This window comes from Streptomyces sp. NPDC006207 (assembly GCF_040613835.1).
GTDB lineage: Bacteria > Actinomycetota > Actinomycetes > Streptomycetales > Streptomycetaceae > Actinacidiphila.
Map to the genome: position 1 here is coordinate 41,657 of NZ_JBEXSX010000015.1, position 19,440 is coordinate 61,096.

Consider the following 19,440-nt stretch of genomic DNA (forward strand, 5'->3'; position numbering starts at 1 on the left):
CAGTGAGGACTCCCCCCATGGCTCAGGCGTACGACGCGGACGTGACCACCGACGGCGGTACCAGGCCGCAGGGTTCGGGTGCGAACGGACGTTTCGGACGCTTCCGGCGGTTCTGGTCCTTCGGCGACCGCATGTGGCGGCGGGGGATCGTCACGGCCGTACTGGCCCTCGCCATCGCCGTGGTGATGGCCTTTCACGGCGCGGTGCCCAACCGGATCGGCAACCTGGGCAGCCTGCTGGAGACCTTCCTGCCCTGGCTCGGGCTCGCGCTCCCGGTGCTGCTGGTGGTCGGCGTGCTGCGGCGCTCGGCGACCGCGCTGATCGCCGTCCTGCTGCCGATCGTGGTGTGGCTGCACTTCTTCGGCGGGCTCCTCACGGACAAGGACGCCGGTGGGGGCGACCTCACCGTGCTGACCCACAACGTCAACGCCGACAACCCCGACCCCGCCCGCACCGCGCAGGACCTCATCGGCTCCGGTGCCGACCTCGTCGCGCTGGAGGAGATCCCCGCCGGGAAGGTCTCCGTCTACAAGTCCGGGCTCAAGGCCCGCTACCCGTACAGCGCCGTGCTGGGCACCGTCGGGCTGTGGAGCAGGTACCCCCTCGGCCAGGTGCGGCCGGTGGACATCCGGCTCGGCTGGACCCGCGCCCTGCGCGCCACCGCCACCACGCCGCACGGGAAGGTCGCGGTCTACGTCGCGCACCTGCCCTCGGTGCGGGTCAAGTTCAACGCGGGCTTCACCGCCGGCGAGCGCGACCGCAGCGCCGACGCGCTCGGCGAGGCCGTCGCGGACGAGAAGCTGCCCGACGTCATCCTCATGGGCGACCTCAACGGCACGATGAACGACCGCGCGCTCGCCAACATCACCTCCCAGATGCGGTCCACGCAGGGCGCCGCGGGCGACGGCTTCGGCTTCAGCTGGCCGGCCGGCTTCCCGACCGCCCGCATCGACCAGATCCTCGTCAGGGGCCTGGAGCCGACCGCCTCCTGGGTGCTGCCCGCGACGGGCAGCGACCACCGCCCGGTGGCGGCGAAGGTAGCACTCCCGTAACGAGTTCTTCGCCCACGGGAAGAACGGGCCGGGCAGACTTTGTTCCGCAGTTAAACTAATAACTGCTCCCGACCCTGCCCCGGAAAGGCCTGTCATGCCTCTCGCCCTGCTCGCACTGGCGATCAGCGCATTCGGCATCGGTACGACGGAGTTCGTGATCATGGGCCTGCTGCCCGACGTCGCGGACGACCTGCAGACCTCCATCCCGACCGCCGGCTACCTCGTCTCCGGCTACGCCCTCGGGGTCGTCATCGGCGCCCCGCTCCTGGCCGCGGTCACCACGCGGATGCCGCGCAAGGCACTGCTCCTGTCCCTCATGGCCCTGTTCACCGTCGGCAACACGCTCTCCGCCCTCGCCCCGGGCTTCGGCTGGCTGCTCGCCGGGCGCGTGCTGTCCGGACTCCCGCACGGCGCCTTCTTCGGCGTCGGCGCGGTCGTCGCCGCGGGCATGGTCGACCCCGCGCGCAAGGCCCGCGCCGTCTCCCTGATGATCGCCGGGCTCACCGTCGCGAACATCGTCGGCGTCCCCGCCGCGACCCTCCTCGGCCAGCACCTCGGCTGGCGCGCCACCTTCCTCGCCGTCGGCATCATCGGCCTCGCCGCCATCGCCGGCATCGCCCTTCTCGTGCCCCGCATCCCCCTCGCCCCGGGCGGCGGCCTGCGCCGGGAACTGTCGGCCTTCCGCAGCGGGCAGGTCTGGCTGGCGCTGGGCACCACGATCTTCGGTTTCGCCGCGGTCTTCGCGGTCTACAGCTACGTCACGCCGATGCTCACGCAGGTCGCCGGGTTCGGGGAGAGCAGCGTCACGCTGGTGCTCGCCCTCTTCGGCGTCGGCGCGACGATCGGCAACCTCCTCGGCGGCCGCCTCGCCGACCGCGCCCTGCGGCCCGCGCTGCTCGGCGGGCTCGGCGCGCTCGCGGTCGTCCTGCTGCTGTTCACGCTCACCGCGCACGCCCGCTGGAGCGCGGCGCTCACGGTCGTCCTGCTCGGGATCGCGGCGTTCGCGACGGGGTCGCCCATGATGATGCTCGTCATGGAGAAGGCCCGGCACGCCCCCGCGCTGGCCTCCTCCGCGAACCAGGCCGCGTTCAACCTGGCCAACGCGGGCGGTGCCTGGCTCGGCGGGGTCGTCCTCGCGCACGGCCTCGGCTACACCGCCCCGGCGGTGGCGGGCGCGGTGCTGGCGGTCACGGGGCTCGCGATCGCGACGGTCGCGGGCCTGTGGGAGCGGCGCGTGGGCTCCGATGCGGGGTCCTCTTTGTCCCGGGTCGTCGTGTCCGGGCAGCCGCCCGCGGTGCGGGAGCGCGTGCGCTGACCTGGCCCGTGCCTCGTGTGCGGCGCCGTTGTGGTTGCGGGCGGGGGACAGCCCGCCGCAGGCGCAAACAACCTGCACACAACCACCGGGCAGCCCGGCGCAGCCGCCCGCACACAACCACCGGGCCGCAACCACAACCCCCGGGCACTCGCTACGCGTGCTCGCGCCAGCGGTTCGTGATGGGGAGCCTCCGATCCTTCCCGAACCCCTTCGCGGAGATCTTCGTCCCCGGCGGATACTGCCTCCGCTTGTACTCCGCCGTGTCCACCATCCGCAGCACCTTCGCCACGAGCTCCCCGTCGAACCCGGCGGCGACGATCGCATCGCGCCCCTTGTCCTGGTCGACGTACATCGCCAGCACCCGGTCCAGGACGTCGTAGTCCGGCAGGGAGTCCGTGTCGACCTGGCCCGGTCGCAGCTCCGCGCTGGGCGGCTTGGAGATGGAGTTCTCGGGGATGGGCGGGGTCTGGCCCCGCTCCGCCGCGGCCTGGTTGCGCCACTGCGCGAGGCGGAAGACGGTCGTCTTGTAGACGTCCTTGATGGGCCCGTACGCGCCGACCGAGTCGCCGTACAGCGTGGAGTAGCCGACCGCGAGCTCGCTCTTGTTGCCCGGGGCGAGGACGATGTGCCCCTCCTGGTTGGAGATGGCCATGAGCATCGTGCCGCGCAGCCGGGACTGCAGGTTCTCCTCCGCCAGTCCGGTCAGCCCCAGGGAGCCCATGTAGGCGTCGAACATCGGGGCGATCGGCACGGTGCGGAAGTTGAGCCCGGTCCGCCGGGCCAGTTCGGCGGCGTCGTCCTTGGAGTGGTCGGAGGAGTACCGCGACGGCATGGAGACGCCGTAGACGTTGGCCGCCCCGACCGCGTCGCAGGCGATGGCCGCAACCAGGGCGGAGTCGATGCCGCCGGAGAGGCCGATCAGCACGGAGCGGAAGCCGTTCTTGGCGACGTACGCCCGCAGGCCGACGACCAGCGCGGTGTAGACCTCCTCGTCGTCGCCCAGCCGCGGGGCCTCGCCGCCGTGCACCTCGGGCTCGTACGCGGGGAGCGGCTCGGCGGAGAGAGTGATGTGCTCGATCTCCAGGCCGTCGTCGGCGATGCCGCCCGGCACCTTGGTGGCGTCCGCGGCGGGCAGGTCGAGGTCGACCAGGACGCAACCCTCCTCGAACTGCGGGGCGCGTGCGATCACCTCACCGTCCTCGGAGACGACGATCGAGTCGCCGTCGAAGACGAGCTCGTCCTGCCCGCCGATCATGGCGAGGTAGGCGAGGGTGCAGCCGGCCTCCTGGGCGCGCTTGCGCACCAGGTCCAGGCGGGTGTCGTCCTTGGCGACCTCGTAGGGGGAGGCGTTGACGGAGAGCAGCAGACCGGCGCCGGCGGTGCGGGTGGCGGGCACCCGGCCGCCGTCCTGCCACAGGTCCTCGCAGATGGCGAGGGCGACGTCGACCCCGTGCACCCGGATCACCGGGAGGGTGTCGCCGGGCACGAAGTAGCGGAACTCGTCGAAGACGCCGTAGTTCGGCAGGTGGTGCTTGGCGAACTTCAGCACGACCTTCCCGCCGTGCAGCACGGCGGCGGCGTTGCGCGGTGAGCCCGCGGGCTGGCCGTAGCGGGGCTGGGCCTTCTCGCTGCGGTCGAGGTAGCCGAGGACCACCGGCAGCTCTCCGAAGCCCTCTGCCGCCAGGCGCTCGGCGAGGGCCTCCAGGGCGGCACGGCTGGCTTCGACGAAGGAGGAGCGCAGGGCGAGGTCCTCCACGGGGTACCCGGTCAGCGCCATCTCCGGGAAGGCCACGAGGTGGGCTCCCTGTTCGGCCGCGTGCCGGGTCCAGCGCACGACCGACTCCGCGTTCCCGGCGAGGTCGCCGACGGTGGAGTCGATCTGATTCAGGGCGAGGCGAAGTTGAGGCACGCCGCCCAGTGTAATCGTCAAACCGACGCGATGTCGTGGGCGACGCCTGTGGGGTCGCGCACTCGGCCCGGGAAGCCGTGGCGGACGGGCCTTTCCGGGGTCGGCCCCCTGTGTCAAGATCGCAAGGGTGCATCACAATGGTGGCGAGGGGTGTCCGGCGGTCCCGGCCGCCGCCGAAACAGACCGGTAACCCCGTGACGTGATACTGGTCTGGCCCTCGCTCGAGCCGGCACGGACAACAGGCCCCCATGACCTGTGAGGTTGGATAGCTATGGATAAGCAGCAGGAGTTCGTGCTCCGTACCCTCGAAGAACGCGACATCCGATTCGTGCGGCTGTGGTTCACCGACGTGCTGGGCTACCTCAAGTCGGTCGCCGTGGCGCCTGCCGAGCTGGAGCAGGCCTTCGACGAGGGCATCGGCTTCGACGGGTCGGCGATCGAGGGCTTCGCGCGGGTGTACGAGTCGGACATGATCGCCAAGCCCGATCCCGGCACCTTCCAGATCCTCCCGTGGCGCGCCGAGGCGCCCGGCACCGCCCGGATGTTCTGCGACATCCTCATGCCGGACGGCTCCCCGTCGTACGCCGACCCCCGCTTCGTCCTCAAGCGGTCCCTGGCCAAGGCCTCCGACCTCGGGTTCACCTTCTACACGCACCCCGAGATCGAGTTCTTCCTGCTGAAGAACCTGCCGCTGGACGGCAGCGTGCCGCTGCCCGCCGACAACTCCGGCTACTTCGACCACACCCCGCAGAACGTGGGCCAGGACTTCCGCCGCCAGGCCATCACGATGCTGGAGTCGATGGGCATCTCGGTGGAGTTCTCCCACCACGAGGGTGCCCCCGGCCAGCAGGAGATCGACCTGCGCTACGCGGACGCGCTGTCCACCGCCGACAACATCATGACCTTCCGCCTGGTCATGAAGCAGGTCGCGCTGGAGCAGGGCGTGAACGCCACGTTCATGCCCAAGCCCTTCAGCCAGCACCCCGGCTCCGGCATGCACACGCACCTGTCCCTCTTCGAGGGCGACCGCAACGCCTTCCACGAGTCCGGCGCCGAGTACCAGCTGTCGAAGGTCGGCCGCTCCTTCATCGCGGGCCTGCTGCGGCACGCCGACGAGATCTCCGCGGTGACCAACCAGTGGGTCAACTCGTACAAGCGCATCTGGGGCGGCGCCAACCGCACCGCGGGCGCCGGCGGCGAGGCCCCGTCGTACATCTGCTGGGGCCACAACAACCGGTCCGCGCTCATCCGCGTCCCGATGTACAAGCCCGGCAAGACCGGCTCCACCCGGGTCGAGGTCCGCTCCATCGACTCCGGTGCCAACCCGTACCTCACCTACGCCGTCCTGCTGGCCGCCGGCCTCAAGGGCATCGAGGAGGGCTACGAGCTCCCGCCCGGCGCCGACGACGACGTATGGGCCCTCTCCGACGGCGAGCGCCGCGCCCTCGGCATCCAGCCCCTCCCGCAGAACCTCGGCGAGGCCATCTCCCTCATGGAGCGCAGCGAACTGGTCGCCGAGACGCTCGGGGAGCACGTCTTCGACTTCTTCCTGCGCAACAAGAAGCAGGAGTGGGAGGAGTACCGCTCCGAGGTCACGGCCTTCGAGCTCCGCAAGAACCTCCCGAACCTGTAGCCGCAGGCCAGCGGGGTCTTCCCGAGGACGACGCGATCCGGGCCGGCAGCCGATGCTGTCGGCCCGGCGTCGTCTCTTTCGCTCTGGGCCGTCTGTGGGCCGTCTGTGGGCCGTCTGGCGCCGGGTGCGCAGCTTCGTAGAGTCTGTCGACGGCCCGGCGTGTCCGTCCCTCGCTGCTCGGCATCAAGTGCGTGTAGACGCGAAGCGTGAACCCCGCCTCGGTGTGACCCAGGTAGCTGCTCAGGGCTTTGACGTTCTCGCCTGCGTCCAGGAGCACGGAGGCGTAGAAGTGCCGCAGCGCGTGCATGCCGTGCTCGCGAGCAGACTCGTACCGGCCGCCGTCCACAGGGTTGGGGATCAGCCCGGCAGCGGCGAGTGCAGGCTTCCAGGCTCGGGTGTTGAAGTCGGTACGGCGGACCGCCCCGCCACCTGGCAGCGAGAAGAACAGCGGTCTGGGCGTCCGCAGAACTGATTCCCGCCCTCACGGAAGCTGCACTTGAGGACGCCCGACCTTGGCTCTCTGATTCCGACTGACTGCCGCCAGATCCGGCGGGAAGCTCAGCTCGATGCCCTCGCAGCTCAGCGTCCCCGGTGCACGCGTCACCGTAAACGGACGCTGTACAGCAGCGATGTACAGCAACCTCCGCGCCCACGACCAACCATCACCACCCCCAGGCGACTGGTCGGCGTTCCCGGGATCGGGCGTGCCACTGCCGTGCCAGGTGAGGCGGTGCCGAACGGGGACCCGCGGCGAACAGCGGTGACGGGGTCGCTTTGCTGCAGGCAGCGTCCGCCCAGGTGAGGCAGGATCCGCAGCCTTAGCCTTCCAAACTGGTTGTCCACCGCGACCATAGATGGATGAGGCAGACGACCCTGTCCGCACCCCGGGTCCCGTCCTTTACCGTGCGGGCGACCTCATCGGGCAACAGCCTATGCGGCCGACGTGCACTCCATCCCAGCCCGTGCCCCAGGCGTGCCCGATCGCACGGGAAACCGCGGGGAACCGCGGTGCCATCGAGCTCTTCGATCGCAATCGCCCCGATCATCGGGGTATGACGCTCCTGCACCACGCTGTTGCAGCCGAGATCGAACGGGCCTGGTCCGAGCGTAGGGATCGGGCATACGTTGACTGCGTCGCTTACCTGCTCATCGCCGACGTGGACTTCACCGTTCGTGATGTGGAGGGCCGCACGGCCGAGGACATTGCTTCGATGAACGGCCACTGGCTGGCAGAGGGGCTGCTGCGCGCGTGGGCGCGGCTCCACGGCGCTGGACTGCCATCCGAGATCTCATAGAGGTAACCCGGGCCGTCACTGGCCCATCCGCAGGGACCCATCCGGGAAGCTCACCGCCGTCGCTCCGTACGGGGGTAGCGCGGTCGGGCCGCGCACGGCACGGTGCGCGGCCATCGCGCTGTGTACGTCGGGGCAGCCGCGTGAGGAGGACACTGATGCCATGGCCCTACCCAAAACGCATCATTGCTCTTCCTGCTCGGACGGTGGCGCGCAGGAAGAGGTCATCCACGAAGACCTCGTCGTCGGAGCACCGCTGTCCATGGAGGATCTCACCGAGGCGCAGCGCCTGGACCGGTTCGCCCGCAAGTACGCCCACGATGGTTGCCAGGTCAGAGAAGTCCGACGAGTCCCACACGACTGCCTGAGCGGCTACGCGTGGTCCGTCCGCTTCGTCGAGAGTTCCTGACCACGGCGCGTCGGCGGCGCCCGCCGGGCGACCGGCGGCCACTGATGACACAGGCGTGCCGCGAGCGTCGCAGCCGGGCAGGGGGCGAAACGCCTCGCCCCCTGCCCGACTTCCGTGCGGTCGTGTCTCAGCTCGCCCGGCCCTGACCCGTGGTCATGACCAGTCGGTCGGTCAGGAGATCAAGAACTTCTCCCAATCTCCGACGGAGGTCGAGCGTGCCCGGAACATGCCGTAGCCGGAGCCCGTGTAGGCCAGCTCGGTCGAGGAGTTGGGACGGCGGTTCGACACGGGCTTCGACCCCGCCCAGAGCCTCTCCGCGAGCGACGAGGAGATGACGCTGCCGGACGGATTGCTCCTGGTGGCGAGCGCGCAGGGCTCCCCGGTGGGGTGCGGGGCGCTCAAGCTTCACCCCGAGACGCGGATCGCGGAGGTGAAGCGGATGTGGGCATCCCCGGACGTTCGCGGCCTCGGCTTGGGCCGCCGCATCCTCGAGCGTCTCGCCGACGAGGCGGTCCTCCGCGGGATGCGGACGCTGCGACTGGAGACGAACCGCACGCTCGCGGAGGCCAGGCGCCTCTACGAGACTGCGGGATTCGTGGAGGTCGAGGCGTTCAGCACCGAGCCGTACGCGCACCACTGGTTCGAGCGGAACCTCGAACGCTGACACGACTGCTCCGCCCGGGCGTGACCACGGCCGTACCCGCACGCTGCCGGGGCGGTGGCCTACTCGACCGCCGAGCCCCCGTTTCCGTGCCGCGCGAAGTGGTCCGTCAGCGCGTCGAGGACGGCCTGGACCGCCGGGGAGGTCCAGCGGCCGCGCCGGCGGACGAGCTGGACGGGCACGTCGGGGAGGCCGGGCCCGGGGACGGCGGTCAGGGTGCCCTCGCGCAGGGCGGTGCGGACGGTGGCGCGGGGGAGGACGCCGAGCCCGAGGCCCGCGGCCACGCAGGTGCGGGCGGCCTCGCTGCTGCCGAACCGGGTCAGCCGCGGCCGGGCGTCGCGGACGCCGAGGAGTTCGCGCGCGACGCGGTCGCTGTAGGAGCAGCCCTCCTCGTGGAGGAAGAAGGTCTCCCTGGCGAGTTCCGCCCAGGTGACGGGCCGGTCGAGCGCGGCCAGCGGGTGGCCGGGGGCGGCGATGAGGACCAGCGGTTCGGCGGCGAGCGGGCGTGCGGTCATGTCGGCAAGGGCGACCTGGTCCTCCAGCAGCAGGGCGACGTCGAGCCGCCCGGCCCGCAGTCCCTCCACGGCCGCGTCGCTGCCCGCCGGGTGGAGGTGGACGTCGATGCCGGGGTGGGTGCGCCGCAGGGCGGCGACGATCCGGGGCACGTGCGTCGAGCAGAGCGTGTCCCCGGCGCCGAGGACGACGGTCCCGCCCGACCGGGCGTCCCCGGCCGCCGTGCCGCGCAGGCGCGTCTCCGCTTCGAGGACGCCCTCGGCCTCCGTCATCAGGCGCCGTCCGGCCCCGGTGAGCTGTGCGCCGCGCGGCATGCGGTCGAAGAGCCGTACGCCCAGCTCCTTCTCCAGGGACTTGATCTGCGCCGTCACGGTGGACTGCGACAGGTGCAGTTCGGCGGCCGCGCCGGTGAAGTTCCCCGTCCTCGCCAGGGTGAGGAAGGTGGTGAGCAGTCGGGTGTCCACGGCTCGACCGTAACCGCTGCGATCGGTCCCATCAATCGTGGTGATGAAGAACCATCGTTTCTGTCAATGGAACCCGGTGTGACAGCGTGGACGGCATGACACCTGGGACCCGCACCGACGTGCTGCGCTACACCGCCTTCAGTTCCGACCCTGCGGGCGGCAATCCGGCCGGCGTCGTCCTCGACGCGTCGGACCTCGACGAGGAACGGATGCTCGCCCTCGCCGCCGAGGTCGGCTACTCCGAGACGGCGTTCGTCACGGCCGCGGACCCCGCCCGCCGGCGGTTCACCCTCCGCTACTTCAGCCCCCTCGCCGAGGTCGACTTCTGCGGCCACGCGACCGTCGCGACCGCCGTCGCGCTGGCGGAGCGCATCGGCCCCGGTGAGCTGGTCTTCGACACCCCGGCTGGGGAGATTCCCGTGCTGACGGCCGGTGACGAGGGGACGCTGCACGCCACGCTCACCAGCGTGCCGACCCGCTCACGCCCGGCCGAGGACGCCGAGCTGGACGCGGCGCTCGCCGCGCTGGGCTGGGAGCGGGGCGAGCTGGACCCCGCGCTGCCGCCGCACGTGGCCTTCGGAGGGGTCCACCACCTGGTGCTGGCCGCCGCGGAGCGGGCCCGGCTGGCGGACCTGGCGTACGACTTCGACGCCCTGGCCGGCGTGATGCGCCGCCACGGGTGGACCACGGTGCACCTGGTGTGGCGGGAGGCCGCGGACCGCTTCCACGCCCGCGACCCCTTCCCGGTGGGCGGGGTCGTCGAGGACCCGGCGACCGGCGCGGCCGCGGCGGCGTTCGGCGGTTACCTGCGCGAGCTGGACCTGGTGCCGGAGGCGGCCCGGGTGGTCGTGCGGCAGGGCGAGGACATGGGCCGCCCGAGCGAGCTGCTCGTGGGCGTCGACCCACGGGACCCGCGCGTCCGGGTGACTGGCCGGGCGGTGCGCCTGGGCCCGCCGGCGGTCACGGGGGCTGTCTGATCCACCCGATGGAGCGCTCGACGGCGCGCTGCCAGTTCTCGTACTCGGCGTCGCGGTGCCCCGGGTCCATGTCGGGCAGCCACTGCCCGGCGCGGTGCCAGTTGTTCCGCAGCACCTTCAGGTCCGGCCAGTAGCCGGAGGCGAGACCGGCGGCGTAGGCGGCGCCCAGGGACACGGTCTCGGCGACCATGGGGCGGACCACGGGGACGTCGAGGACGTCGGCGATGAACTGCATCAGCAGGTTGTCCGCGGTCATGCCGCCGTCGACCTTGAGCTCCTTCAGCCCGAGTGAGGAGTCGGCGTTCATGGCGTCGACGACCTCGCGGGTCTGCCAGCCGGTGGCCTCCAGGACGGCCCGGGCGAGGTGCCCCTTGGTGATGTACGAGGTGAGGCCGACGATGACGCCCCGGGCGTCGCTGCGCCAGTGCGGGGCGAAGAGACCGGAGAAGGCGGGCACGATGTAGCAGCCGCCGTTGTCCGCGACGGTGAGGGCGAGGGTCTCGATCTCCGGGGCGCTGCTGATCAGCCCGAGGCGGTCGCGGAACCACTGCACCAGCGAGCCGGTGACGGCGATCGAGCCCTCCAGGGCGTAGACCGTCGGCTGGTCGTCGATCTTGTACGCGACGGTGGAGAGCAGCCCGTGCCGCGACCTGATCATCGTGGTCCCGGTGTTGAGCAGCAGGAAACTGCCGGTCCCGTAGGTGCACTTCGCCTCGCCGGGGGAGAAGCAGGTCTGGCCGAAGAGCGCCGCCTGCTGGTCGCCGAGGGCGGCGGTGATGCGGACCCCGGGCAGGACCGTCCGGGCCGCGCCGTAGTTCTCGGCGGAGGCGTGGATCTCCGGGAGCATCGCGCGGGGGACGCCGAAGAAGTCCAGCAGGTCCTGGTCCCAGGTCAGCGAGTGGATGTTCATCAGCATGGTGCGGCTGGCGTTGGTGGCGTCGGTGATGTGCAGACCACCGTCGACCCCGCCCGTCAGGTTCCAGATCAGCCAGGTCTCCATCGTCCCGAACAGCACCTCGCCGTCGCGGGCGCGCTGCTCCAGCCCGCGCACCTCGTCGAAGAGCCAGCGGATCCGCGGCGCGGAGAAGTAGGTGGAGGGCGGCAGGCAGCAGCGCTCCAGGAAGAAGTCGTCGCCGGGGTCCTTGCGCAGCCGCTCGACGAGCGGCGCGGTGCGGGTGTCCTGCCAGACGATCGCCCGGCCCAGCGGTACGCCCGTGCTCCGGTCCCACAGCACGGTCGTCTCCCGCTGGTTGGCGATGCCGATCGCGGCGACCTCCTCCGCCGCGATCTCGGCGGAGGACAACGCCTGCGGCACGATGCGCTCGAGGTTGCGCCAGATCTCCAGGGCGTCGTGCTCGACCCAGCCGGGCCTGGGGAAGTGCTGCTGGTGCTCGCGCTGGGCCACCGACACCAGGCGCCCCCGGTGGTCGAACAGGATGCATCGGGTGGAGGTGGTGCCCTGGTCGATGGACATCACATACCGTTCAACCATGATCGGGGCCTGCTTTCCGATGCTTTCCGACGCGTTCGCTGTGCTCGGGGTGTCCGGTGCCCGGGCGGGCCTCACCAGCGGGCGGCGCCCAGGTCTCTGGAGATCGCCCGCGCGGCCTCGCGGAGCAGCGTGACCAGGGACGCCAGCGGGCGGCCCTTGCTGTCGCAGATCCGCTCGACCGGGCCGGACAGGCCGATCGCGCCCACGACGAGGCCGCCCGACCCGCGGATCGGCGCCGAGACCCCGGCCTCGCCCATCGACATCTCCTGCACCTCCGGCGCCCAGCCCTGCTCGCGGACGTCGGCGAGGGCCCGGGTCAGGTCCTCCGGGACCACCAGGGTGTGCCGGGTGTACGCCTCCAGTTCCTCCTTCAGCAGCGGCTCCAGCGGTGCCGCCCCGTACGCCAGCAGGACCTTGCCGAGCGAGGAGGCGTGCAGCGGCAGCAGGGCTCCGACGTCGAGCGTCTGCAGGCTGTCGTCGGGCCGGAAGACGTGGTGGACGACGAGCACCTGGCCCTCCAGCGGGGTGCCGAGGCGTACCGCCTCGCCGCTGCGGGCGGCCAGCGCGTCGGCCCAGTTGATCGACCGGGACCGTAGTTCGTTGACGTCCAGGTAGCTGGTGCCCAGGTGCAGCAGGGCCGCTCCGAGCTGGTACTTCCCGGTCGCCGGGTCCTGCTCGACGAAGTCCACGTGCTGGAGGGTGCGCAGGATGCCGTGGGCGGTGCCCTTCGCCAGCCCGAGCGAGCCGGCCACTTCGCCCAGCCCGAGCCGGCGGGGACCGCCGGCCAGGAGCCTGAGGATCGCCGCCGCCCGTTCGATGGACTGGAGCGGGCCGGCCATACGTCGATGCTATCCCCGGCGACCACGATGGGCATCAGCGCGTTTCCGCAGGTCGTTCGGCCTCTGAGGGCAGCGTTCGATAATGACGACCCCGATTCATTGACCCGGGATGTCCTGTCTCGGAAGCTTTCGTGCAGGTCCGGGAGTCCACCCGGCAGGACTCCCCGGGAGGAGGACACCATGGCGGCACAGCCCGAGACGATGCCGCAGCGCGAGGACGTGCACGTCTGCGCGCTGTCGCACATCCCCGGCGCCCTGTCCGTCGTGCGCCGGAGGGTACGGGGCGTGCTGGCGGAGTGGGAGCTGCGCGCGGAGGTGGCCGAGGACGCGCTGCTGGTGATATCGGAGCTGACCACGAACGCGATCGTGCACGCCGACGGCCCCGCGTCCCTGCGCATCTGCTGGACCGAGGTCGAGGGGCGCAGCGCCCTGCACATCGAGGTGACCGACTCGGGCCCGTCGGCCCGACCATGCATGCCGGGGGGATCCACCGACCCGGACGAGCACGGCCGGGGCCTCGGCATCGTGGGCGCCCTCTCCACACGGCACGGCATCCGTGCCGACTGCGCCGGTTTCACCCGCTGGGCGGACCTGGTCACCGCCTGAGCCGCCGCCGGCGGGACCGGACCGCCGCCCGGGCCCGGGGCGGGCGGCGGGTCGTTCCGCGCGGCGCGCCGGGGGCGGGCTTACGGTGCCGCTCATGGCACTGAGCATTCGCAACCAGATCGACGGCAAGGTCGCCTCGGTGGTCCCGGGCGAGGTGATGGCCGTGGTCACGGTGCGCCTCGACGGCGGGGGACCGGACTTCACGGCGGCCGTGACCGCCGAGGCCGTGCGGGAGCTCGGCATCATCCCGGGCGGCGGGGTGACCGTGCTGATCAAGGCGACGGAGGTCTCCCTCGCCACGGCCCCGGTGCAGGGCATCAGCATCCGCAACCGGGTCCCCGGGACCGTCGCCGCCGTGACGCCGGGCGAGGCCATGGCGACCGTCCGGATCGGCTTCGCGGGCGGCCGCGAGCTGACCGCCGTGATCACCCGGGAGGCCCTCGACGAGCTGGGCGTCGCCGAGGGCGCCGCGGTCGTCGCGCTGGTCAAGGCGACCGACGTGTCACTGGCGACCTGAGCGGACGAGGGGGCCCCGCGGCGAGCCCTAGCCGAGGTACGCGGGGGCCAGCGCCGCCGTCATCATGCGGCGGGCCGTGCCGGTGCCGTCGGCGGGCACCGTCCACAGGTCCGCGCCGAAGTCCCCGGCGAGGGCGTAGACGACCGTGTGGTCGTCCCGCCAGACGACCTGGTCGTCGACGCTCCGCCGCTCCGCGAGCGGGGTCTCGCGCAGGGTGGCCAGGTCCAGGACGTACAGCCGCCAGGGCGCGTCGGGGGACAGGCCCTCGACGCGCTTCTTGAACACCAGCCGGGTACCGTCGGGCGAGAGCGAGGGGCACTCGACGTTGCTGCGCAGCGTGCGGACGGAGCGGGCCGCGACGTCGCCGCGGACGAGGTAGGTGCGGCCGCCGGTGCCCAGGGTGGCGTAGAAGTGGGCGTCGTCGGAGAACGTCACGCCCCAGAAGTTGACGTCTGCGGCGTGGTACGGCCGGCCCTCCCTGGTGATCCGGAAGTCCTCGAGGTTCTCGACGAGGCTCCAGGTACGGGTGTCCAGGACGGAGGTACGGGTGGAGAAGTTCGTGCCCGCGTAGGAGTCGCCCCCGACGAACACCGTCCAGGCGACCATGCGCCCGCTGGGCGAGACCCGGGCCCGGGTGGGGATGCCCGCGAGGGGGAAGCGGCGCAGCTCGTGCAGGCGGGCGTCGAGCACGACGGCGCGGTAGCCGTCCTGGACGGCGCCCTTGACGGACTGCAGGCAGATGCCGGTGCCCGCGGCCGCGTAGAAGCGCAGGCACTTCACGTCCGAGGCGGTGCGCGCGGCCCCGGGGCGGCCGGCCGGGACTGTGGCGAGCTCGTCCCGGTGCGGGCCCCACGCCATGTTGCGGAACACCATGCGGGGCGCGTCCGGCGCCAGCGTCACCGCCCCCGCCGTGACCGCGGGGCCGCCCGCCTGCGGGCGGCCCTTCTCCGCCGCCCGGTCGGCGGCGCGCAGCACGGACACGGCGGCGACGGCGGCCAGCGCCGCCACGGCGGCGAGCAGCACGAACAGACGGCTGCGGGTGTTCATGAGGGGCCTTTCCTCGGGGGTCACGTGCTCGGCGCCGGACGCAGGTACACGGCGCAGACCGCGCACGCCGTCAGCGCCAGCGCGGCGGCGGTGAGCGCCGTGCGGTCGCCCCAGGCGGTCCAGGCCGCGCCGAAGGCCAGGGAGGCGACGAAGCGGGCCATGGCCTGCCCGGTCTGGACGAGGGCGAGCCCGGCGCCGCGCAGCTCGTCGGGGACGGCGGTGGAGGCGGCGGCCATCAGCACACCGTCCGTGGCGGCGTAGAAGGCGCCGTGCAGCAGCAGGACGGCGTACGCGGGGCCGTGCGCGAGCATCAGCCCGTACGCGGCGAGCAGCGCGAGGTGTCCCGCCAGGAACATCCGCCAGCGCCCCACACGGTCGGCCAGCCTGCCCAGCGGCATCGCGAGCAGCAGGAAGGCCGCCGCGGTGCCCAGGGGGAGCAGCGCGAACCAGCGGTCGGGGACCCCGAGCCGGTGCTGGAGCAGCAGGTAGACGAAGGAGTCGCTCACCGTCGACAGGCCCAGCAGCGTCGCGCAGACCGTGAGCCGCCGCACGTCCCGGCGGCGCAGCAGCGCCACGGACGCCCGCAGCGAGGGCGCGGGCGCTTCGGCGGGGGCGGGGGCGGCCGTGGTGGCCGGGGCCCCGCCGCGGAGGCGGCCCGGCACGAAGAGCAGCAGCACCAGCACCCCCACGGCGGCCACGCAGAAGCTCACCGTGAAGACGGCGTCGTACCCCTCGGCGGCCTGCCGCAGGATGAGGAACGCCACCAGCGGTCCCAGCAGCGCCCCGGCGGTGTCCATGGCGCGGTGCACGCCGAAGGCCCGCCCGCGCGTCCCGGGCGTGGAGGTCAGCGAGATCAGCGCGTCCCGCGGTGCGGTGCGCAGTCCCTTGCCGGTGCGGTCGACCGCGAGGACGGCACCGATCAGGGGCAGGCTGTGGACGAGGAGCAGTGCGGGCTTGCACAGCGCCGACAGGCCGTAGCCGACGGCCGCGACGGCCTTGTGCCGGCCGCCGCCCCGGTCGGCGAGGTGGCCGCCGGCCAGCCGCACGAGGGCGCTGAAGCCGTTGTAGACGCCGTCGAGCAGGCCGAAGCCGAGCGGGGAGAGCCCGAGTCCGGCGACCAGGTAGAGGGGGAGCACGGCGGTGACCATCTCCGACGAGACGTCGGTGATGAGGCTGACGGTGCCCAGGACGAGGACGGTGGGGGCGACGGCGGTGGCCCGGGGTCCGGGACGCGACGCGTCCCGGACCCCGGTGCCGGCTCCGCCGCGGCTGTCCGCGACGTACACCGGCCTCAGCTCGCCCAGATGCCGGTGATGTCCGAGGCGGAGGCGGCGTTGCCCGCGTGCGTGGTGAGACCCGCCAGGTCCTCCAGCGTGCGGAGCACGTTGTAGTGGTTGTACGTCGTGGCGGACGACGAACCGGCCTTGACCGGCTGGCCGTAGAACACGGTCGGGATGCGGTTGCCGCTCAGCCGGTTGTCCTCGTCGAAGGTGACGACGAGCAGGCTGTTGTGGGTCTTCGCCCAGGTCGCGTAGGCGCCCAGCTTGTTCTTCAGCCAGGTGTCACCGGTGGAGACCGAGCAGTCGTGCATGTCGCTGCACAGGTTCGGCGTGACGAAGGAGACCTTCGGCAGGGTGGTGAAGTCCGTCGGGAACTGCGCGAAGGTCTTCGCCGTCGACGTCGGGACGTTGCTGAACGCGAACCACGGGTTGTGCTTGCGGGCGTAGTCGCCGCTGCTGCAGGTGGTGGAACCCTGGCTGGGCAGCGTCTCGTTGTAGCTGGCCCAGCTCTTGCCGGCGGCGATCAGCTCGGAGGCGAGGTTGGGCTTGGAGCTGAAGCCGGGGGTGTAGCAGCCGTCGTCGGTGACGCCCTGGTTGCCGCCCGAGAAGATCTGCAGGTAGTTGGGCTGGCTCGGGTGCGTGACGCCGTACGACTGCGTCAGGCTGGCGCCGCCGGCCTTGAGCGTGTTGTTGAGGTACGGCGCGCTGGAGCTGCCGATGACCTGGCTGTAGGCGTGGTTCTCGAGCATCACCACGACCACGTGGTCGGGGTTCGGCACGCTGCCGGCCGCGTGGGCGGTCTCGGCGCCGCCGAGTCCGGCCCACAGGCCGAGGGAGGCGGCGGCGACGCCGAGGGTGGAAGCGAGGGCGGTGACGGTGCGACGGGGACGGGGCAGGGACCAGCCGGACACGGCGGACCTCCGTGAAGGGGGGGACGGGGAGTGGCGCCGCGCCAGGTTAGGAGGCGGTCGCGGACGTCCGAAGCGCCGCGGAAGTGAAGGTCCGGGGAACGGTGCGTACGTTCTGGATCTTGAGGTCAAGCCCAGGTAAAAGGGCCCGGGGAACGCAACTCGCGTTCCCCGGGCCCTTGCTGTCAGGACGTCACTTGACGTACGTGATGCCGTCCGTGGTGATCGCGGGGCGGCCGGAGGTACCGACGACGACGACCCTCAGCGTGTGCTTGGCGCTGGTCGTCCAGGACTTGGACCAGATCGTCTGCCGGTAGGCGGTGGTGGAGGACTTCAGGTCCACCGTGGCCGCCTTGACCCCGTCGACGTAGACGTACGCCTGACCGGAGGTCGAGGCGCGAGAGACCACCCAGCCGACCGAGCGGCCGGTGAACGTCCAGGTCAGGCTGGCGTTCTTCGAGGACGAGGTGTAGGACTTCCCGCCGAGGTAGCTGGTGCTGCTCTTCGCCGACCAGGTCCCGGACTTCGTCGCCGAGGTCTCCTGCAGGATCGCCGCCGTGCGGCTCACCGAGGCGGTGGTGTAGTTCCCGGCCGCGTCGGTGGCCTTCAGGCCGTAGGTGACCGCGGTGTTCACCTTGCCCGTGGTGCTCCACGACGTGGTGGTCGGACCGAAGGTGGCCGTGGTCGGGGCGGTCGCCGCGACGCTCTTGAGGGCGCCGTTGTCGGCGGCCTTCCAGCTCACCGAGACCGGCACGGAGGTGCTGGAGACGGTGGCGTTGCGGATCTTCACCGAGGGGGCGGTGGTGAACGTCGGCTTGGTCGTGTCGCCGACCACGCTGTACGAGCTCGCCGACGTCGCCGTCTTGTTGCTCATGTGCACCGCCCGCACGGTCACGGTGTGCTTGCCCGCGGCGACCGTGATCGGCGCGGAGGTGGCGGTGGCCTTGGCGGTGGCCGCGACCTTGCCGTCCACCAGCACCTCGAACCGCTTCAGGACGGCTGTCGGCGTGCTCTCCTTCCAGGCCACCGTCGCCGTGCCCTTGGTGTAGTACGAGGACCCGGAGAGCGTGGCGCCGGTGACCCCGTTCAGCGTCGGCGCGGCGACGCCGGCCGCGTAGGAGCGGATGGTGGCGAGCTTGTCGTACAGGTTCTGGCCGGGGCAGGCGGTGGCGAAGCCGTCGCGGTGCCCGGAGATCGGGTTGAACGTGTACGACTTCTTGAAGACCCACGGCGGGCTGTCCTCCGCGCCCTCGACCAGGGTCTGCGTCTTGCTGCCGGGGTTGGGGTTGATCCCGTACTGGCCGAGCTTCCACGCGGACAGCGCCGCGATCGAGCCGAGCATCTTGGAGGAGATCGGTGTGGCCGGGACACCCTTGATGACCTGGAAGGTGCCGATCGCGGCGATGCCCCAGCTGCGCGTGTTGAAGCCGTAGGTCTGCGCGCCGATGACCGGCAGGTCCAGGCCGCCGAAGCGGCCCTCGAAGATGGTGCCGCACTTGTCGACCAGGGCGTTGTAGCCGATGTCGCGCCAGTCCTGCGACAGGTGGTAGGCGTAGATCCACCGCACGATCGAGGCCGATTCGGTGCAGTCGTAGTCGGCGGCGGTGTCGGTGTGGTGGACGAAGACCACGTTCACCTTGTCCGCGTAGGGCGGGTCCCCGGCCTCGCGCTTGGACTCGTCGGCACCCCAGTCCTTGCGGAGTTTGACGGCCGGCATCGCCACGGTGGACGTGGGGGCGGTGGGCCGGGTCGAACTCGGCGACGGCGAGGTGGAGGCGGAGGTGCTCGCGGACGCGCTCGGGGAGGCACTGGTGGACGCCGAGGAGTCCGGTGCCGGGGCCGAGGTCGACGGAGCCGCCGTGTCGCTCGGTGAGGAGTCCGTCGGGTCGGGCGTCGCGGTGTCGGACGGCGAGTCCGTCACGGAGGGGTCGGCCGGCGGGGTCGTGGTCTCCTCGGCGTCCGCCGCGAAGGCGGCGGGCGCCATGGCGACGTCGGTGCCGCTCTTCTTGGCGTCGCCGACCAGCTCGAGCTGGAGGCCCTTCGGGAGGGTGCCCGACGCGCCGTTCGCCGATACGACCTTGAGCTCGACGCCGTTGGACAGGCCCACGTACAGCGGGGCCGAACCGCCCCGGGTTGCGCCCTCGGTCTTCGGGTCGGGAGCGTCGTCGTAGTGCGGGTCGACCGCGTGCCAGTCGGACCATTGGCCGCTCTTCACGGAACGGGTGCGCACCTGCACCGTGCCGTCCAGCTCCGTGCGCGGGTCGTCCCACGTCACACCGAGCAGGCCGAAGGTGTCGGTGTCGCGCCGGGGCAGGGTGCGCTCCCCGCCCTTGCCCTTGAGGTCGACGGACTGGACCGCACTGGGCACCGGCCCCTTCGCGTCGGCCGACGGGGCGGTCCCCTCCGGACCGCTGGCCACGGACGCGGCGGTGATGACACCGGCCCCTCCGAGTACGACCGCCCCGACCGCGAGCCACGCACGCCCGCGCAGACGTATTCGCCGCATGTTCTCTATCCCCGCCCCGT

At 71.9% G+C, this 19,440-nt stretch carries 17 protein-coding genes and 1 pseudogene; 9 read left to right on the forward strand and 9 right to left on the reverse strand.

All coding sequences use genetic code 11. From position 1 onward, the window contains the following. Positions 1-131 precede the first annotated feature (131 nt). Entirely contained in the window at positions 132-1,052 is a 921-nt protein-coding gene (locus tag ABZ312_RS14685; RefSeq protein ID WP_500322401.1) for an endonuclease/exonuclease/phosphatase family protein, read from the forward strand. Positions 1,053-1,146: 94 nt separating this feature from the next. Further along, positions 1,147-2,367, forward strand: a complete 1,221-nt coding sequence (locus ABZ312_RS14690) for an MFS transporter (RefSeq protein WP_500437762.1) — start codon at positions 1,147-1,149, stop codon at positions 2,365-2,367. Between the two features lie 151 nt (positions 2,368-2,518). On the opposite strand, the gene ABZ312_RS14695 is transcribed toward ABZ312_RS14690, so the two are convergent. Then, a complete protein-coding gene (locus ABZ312_RS14695) occupies positions 2,519-4,276 on the reverse strand; it encodes an NAD+ synthase (RefSeq protein ID WP_500437764.1) in 1,758 nt (585 codons plus the stop codon). A gap of 271 nt (positions 4,277-4,547) precedes the next feature. On the opposite strand from ABZ312_RS14695, the gene glnA2 reads away from it, so the two are divergent. Next, on the forward strand, positions 4,548-5,909 hold the full coding sequence (gene glnA2, locus ABZ312_RS14700) for a gamma-glutamylpolyamine synthetase GlnA2 (RefSeq protein WP_500322275.1): 1,362 nt from the start codon (positions 4,548-4,550) through the stop codon (positions 5,907-5,909). Positions 5,910-6,006: 97 nt separating this feature from the next. Here glnA2 and ABZ312_RS14705 read toward each other — a convergent pair. Continuing rightward, positions 6,007-6,357 (reverse strand): annotated as a pseudogene (locus tag ABZ312_RS14705) (site-specific integrase); the annotation flags it as partial. A gap of 604 nt (positions 6,358-6,961) precedes the next feature. Between ABZ312_RS14705 and ABZ312_RS14710 the strand changes: the two are divergent. From ABZ312_RS14710 to ABZ312_RS14720, 3 genes are all read left to right on the forward strand, one after another. Continuing rightward, positions 6,962-7,204, forward strand: coding sequence for a hypothetical protein (locus ABZ312_RS14710; RefSeq protein ID WP_500437766.1), 243 nt, complete (start codon positions 6,962-6,964; stop codon positions 7,202-7,204). Positions 7,205-7,364: 160 nt separating this feature from the next. Beyond that, entirely contained in the window at positions 7,365-7,610 is a 246-nt protein-coding gene (locus ABZ312_RS14715; protein ID WP_499511519.1) for a hypothetical protein, read from the forward strand. A 268-nt stretch (positions 7,611-7,878) separates the two neighbouring features. Then, complete coding sequence (locus tag ABZ312_RS14720) at positions 7,879-8,274, forward strand: GNAT family N-acetyltransferase (protein WP_500437768.1); 396 nt, start codon at positions 7,879-7,881, stop codon at positions 8,272-8,274. Between the two features lie 59 nt (positions 8,275-8,333). Here ABZ312_RS14720 and ABZ312_RS14725 read toward each other — a convergent pair whose 3' ends face one another. Continuing rightward, complete coding sequence (locus ABZ312_RS14725; RefSeq protein WP_500322282.1) at positions 8,334-9,248, reverse strand: LysR family transcriptional regulator; 915 nt, start codon at positions 9,246-9,248, stop codon at positions 8,334-8,336. A 95-nt stretch (positions 9,249-9,343) separates the two neighbouring features. Here ABZ312_RS14725 and ABZ312_RS14730 point away from each other — a divergent pair, with 95 nt between their 5' ends. Further along, on the forward strand, positions 9,344-10,225 hold the full coding sequence (locus ABZ312_RS14730; RefSeq protein ID WP_500358321.1) for a PhzF family phenazine biosynthesis isomerase: 882 nt from the start codon (positions 9,344-9,346) through the stop codon (positions 10,223-10,225). On the opposite strand, the gene glpK is transcribed toward ABZ312_RS14730, so the two are convergent. Both glpK and ABZ312_RS14740 read right to left on the reverse strand, forming a co-directional pair. Next, positions 10,209-11,717, reverse strand: a complete 1,509-nt coding sequence (gene glpK, locus ABZ312_RS14735) for a glycerol kinase GlpK (protein WP_500322286.1) — start codon at positions 11,715-11,717, stop codon at positions 10,209-10,211. The genes ABZ312_RS14730 and glpK overlap by 17 nt on opposite strands. Before the next feature lie 71 nt (positions 11,718-11,788). Further along, positions 11,789-12,556, reverse strand: a complete 768-nt coding sequence (locus tag ABZ312_RS14740) for an IclR family transcriptional regulator (protein ID WP_500322288.1) — start codon at positions 12,554-12,556, stop codon at positions 11,789-11,791. A 180-nt stretch (positions 12,557-12,736) separates the two neighbouring features. Between ABZ312_RS14740 and ABZ312_RS14745 the strand changes: the two genes are divergently transcribed. Together ABZ312_RS14745 and ABZ312_RS14750 are read left to right on the forward strand one after the other, a co-directional pair. Next, a complete protein-coding gene (locus ABZ312_RS14745) occupies positions 12,737-13,162 on the forward strand; it encodes an ATP-binding protein (RefSeq protein WP_500322289.1) in 426 nt (141 codons plus the stop codon). A 94-nt stretch (positions 13,163-13,256) separates the two neighbouring features. After that, positions 13,257-13,679 (forward strand): TOBE domain-containing protein, encoded by a 423-nt coding sequence (locus tag ABZ312_RS14750; protein ID WP_500437770.1) that lies wholly within the window; start codon positions 13,257-13,259, stop codon positions 13,677-13,679. 27 nt (positions 13,680-13,706) lie between these two features. On the opposite strand, the gene ABZ312_RS14755 is transcribed toward ABZ312_RS14750, so the two are convergent. From ABZ312_RS14755 to ABZ312_RS14770, 4 genes are all read right to left on the reverse strand, one after another. Then, positions 13,707-14,726, reverse strand: a complete 1,020-nt coding sequence (locus ABZ312_RS14755; RefSeq protein ID WP_500358325.1) for a TolB family protein — start codon at positions 14,724-14,726, stop codon at positions 13,707-13,709. Between the two features lie 20 nt (positions 14,727-14,746). Beyond that, positions 14,747-16,012, reverse strand: coding sequence for an MFS transporter (locus ABZ312_RS14760; RefSeq protein ID WP_500358326.1), 1,266 nt, complete (start codon positions 16,010-16,012; stop codon positions 14,747-14,749). 5 nt (positions 16,013-16,017) lie between these two features. Then, entirely contained in the window at positions 16,018-16,917 is a 900-nt protein-coding gene (locus tag ABZ312_RS14765; RefSeq protein ID WP_500358328.1) for an alkaline phosphatase family protein, read from the reverse strand. Between the two features lie 190 nt (positions 16,918-17,107). Then, complete coding sequence (locus tag ABZ312_RS14770; RefSeq protein ID WP_500437772.1) at positions 17,108-19,420, reverse strand: peptidoglycan recognition protein family protein; 2,313 nt, start codon at positions 19,418-19,420, stop codon at positions 17,108-17,110. Between the last annotated feature and the right edge of the window lie 20 nt (positions 19,421-19,440).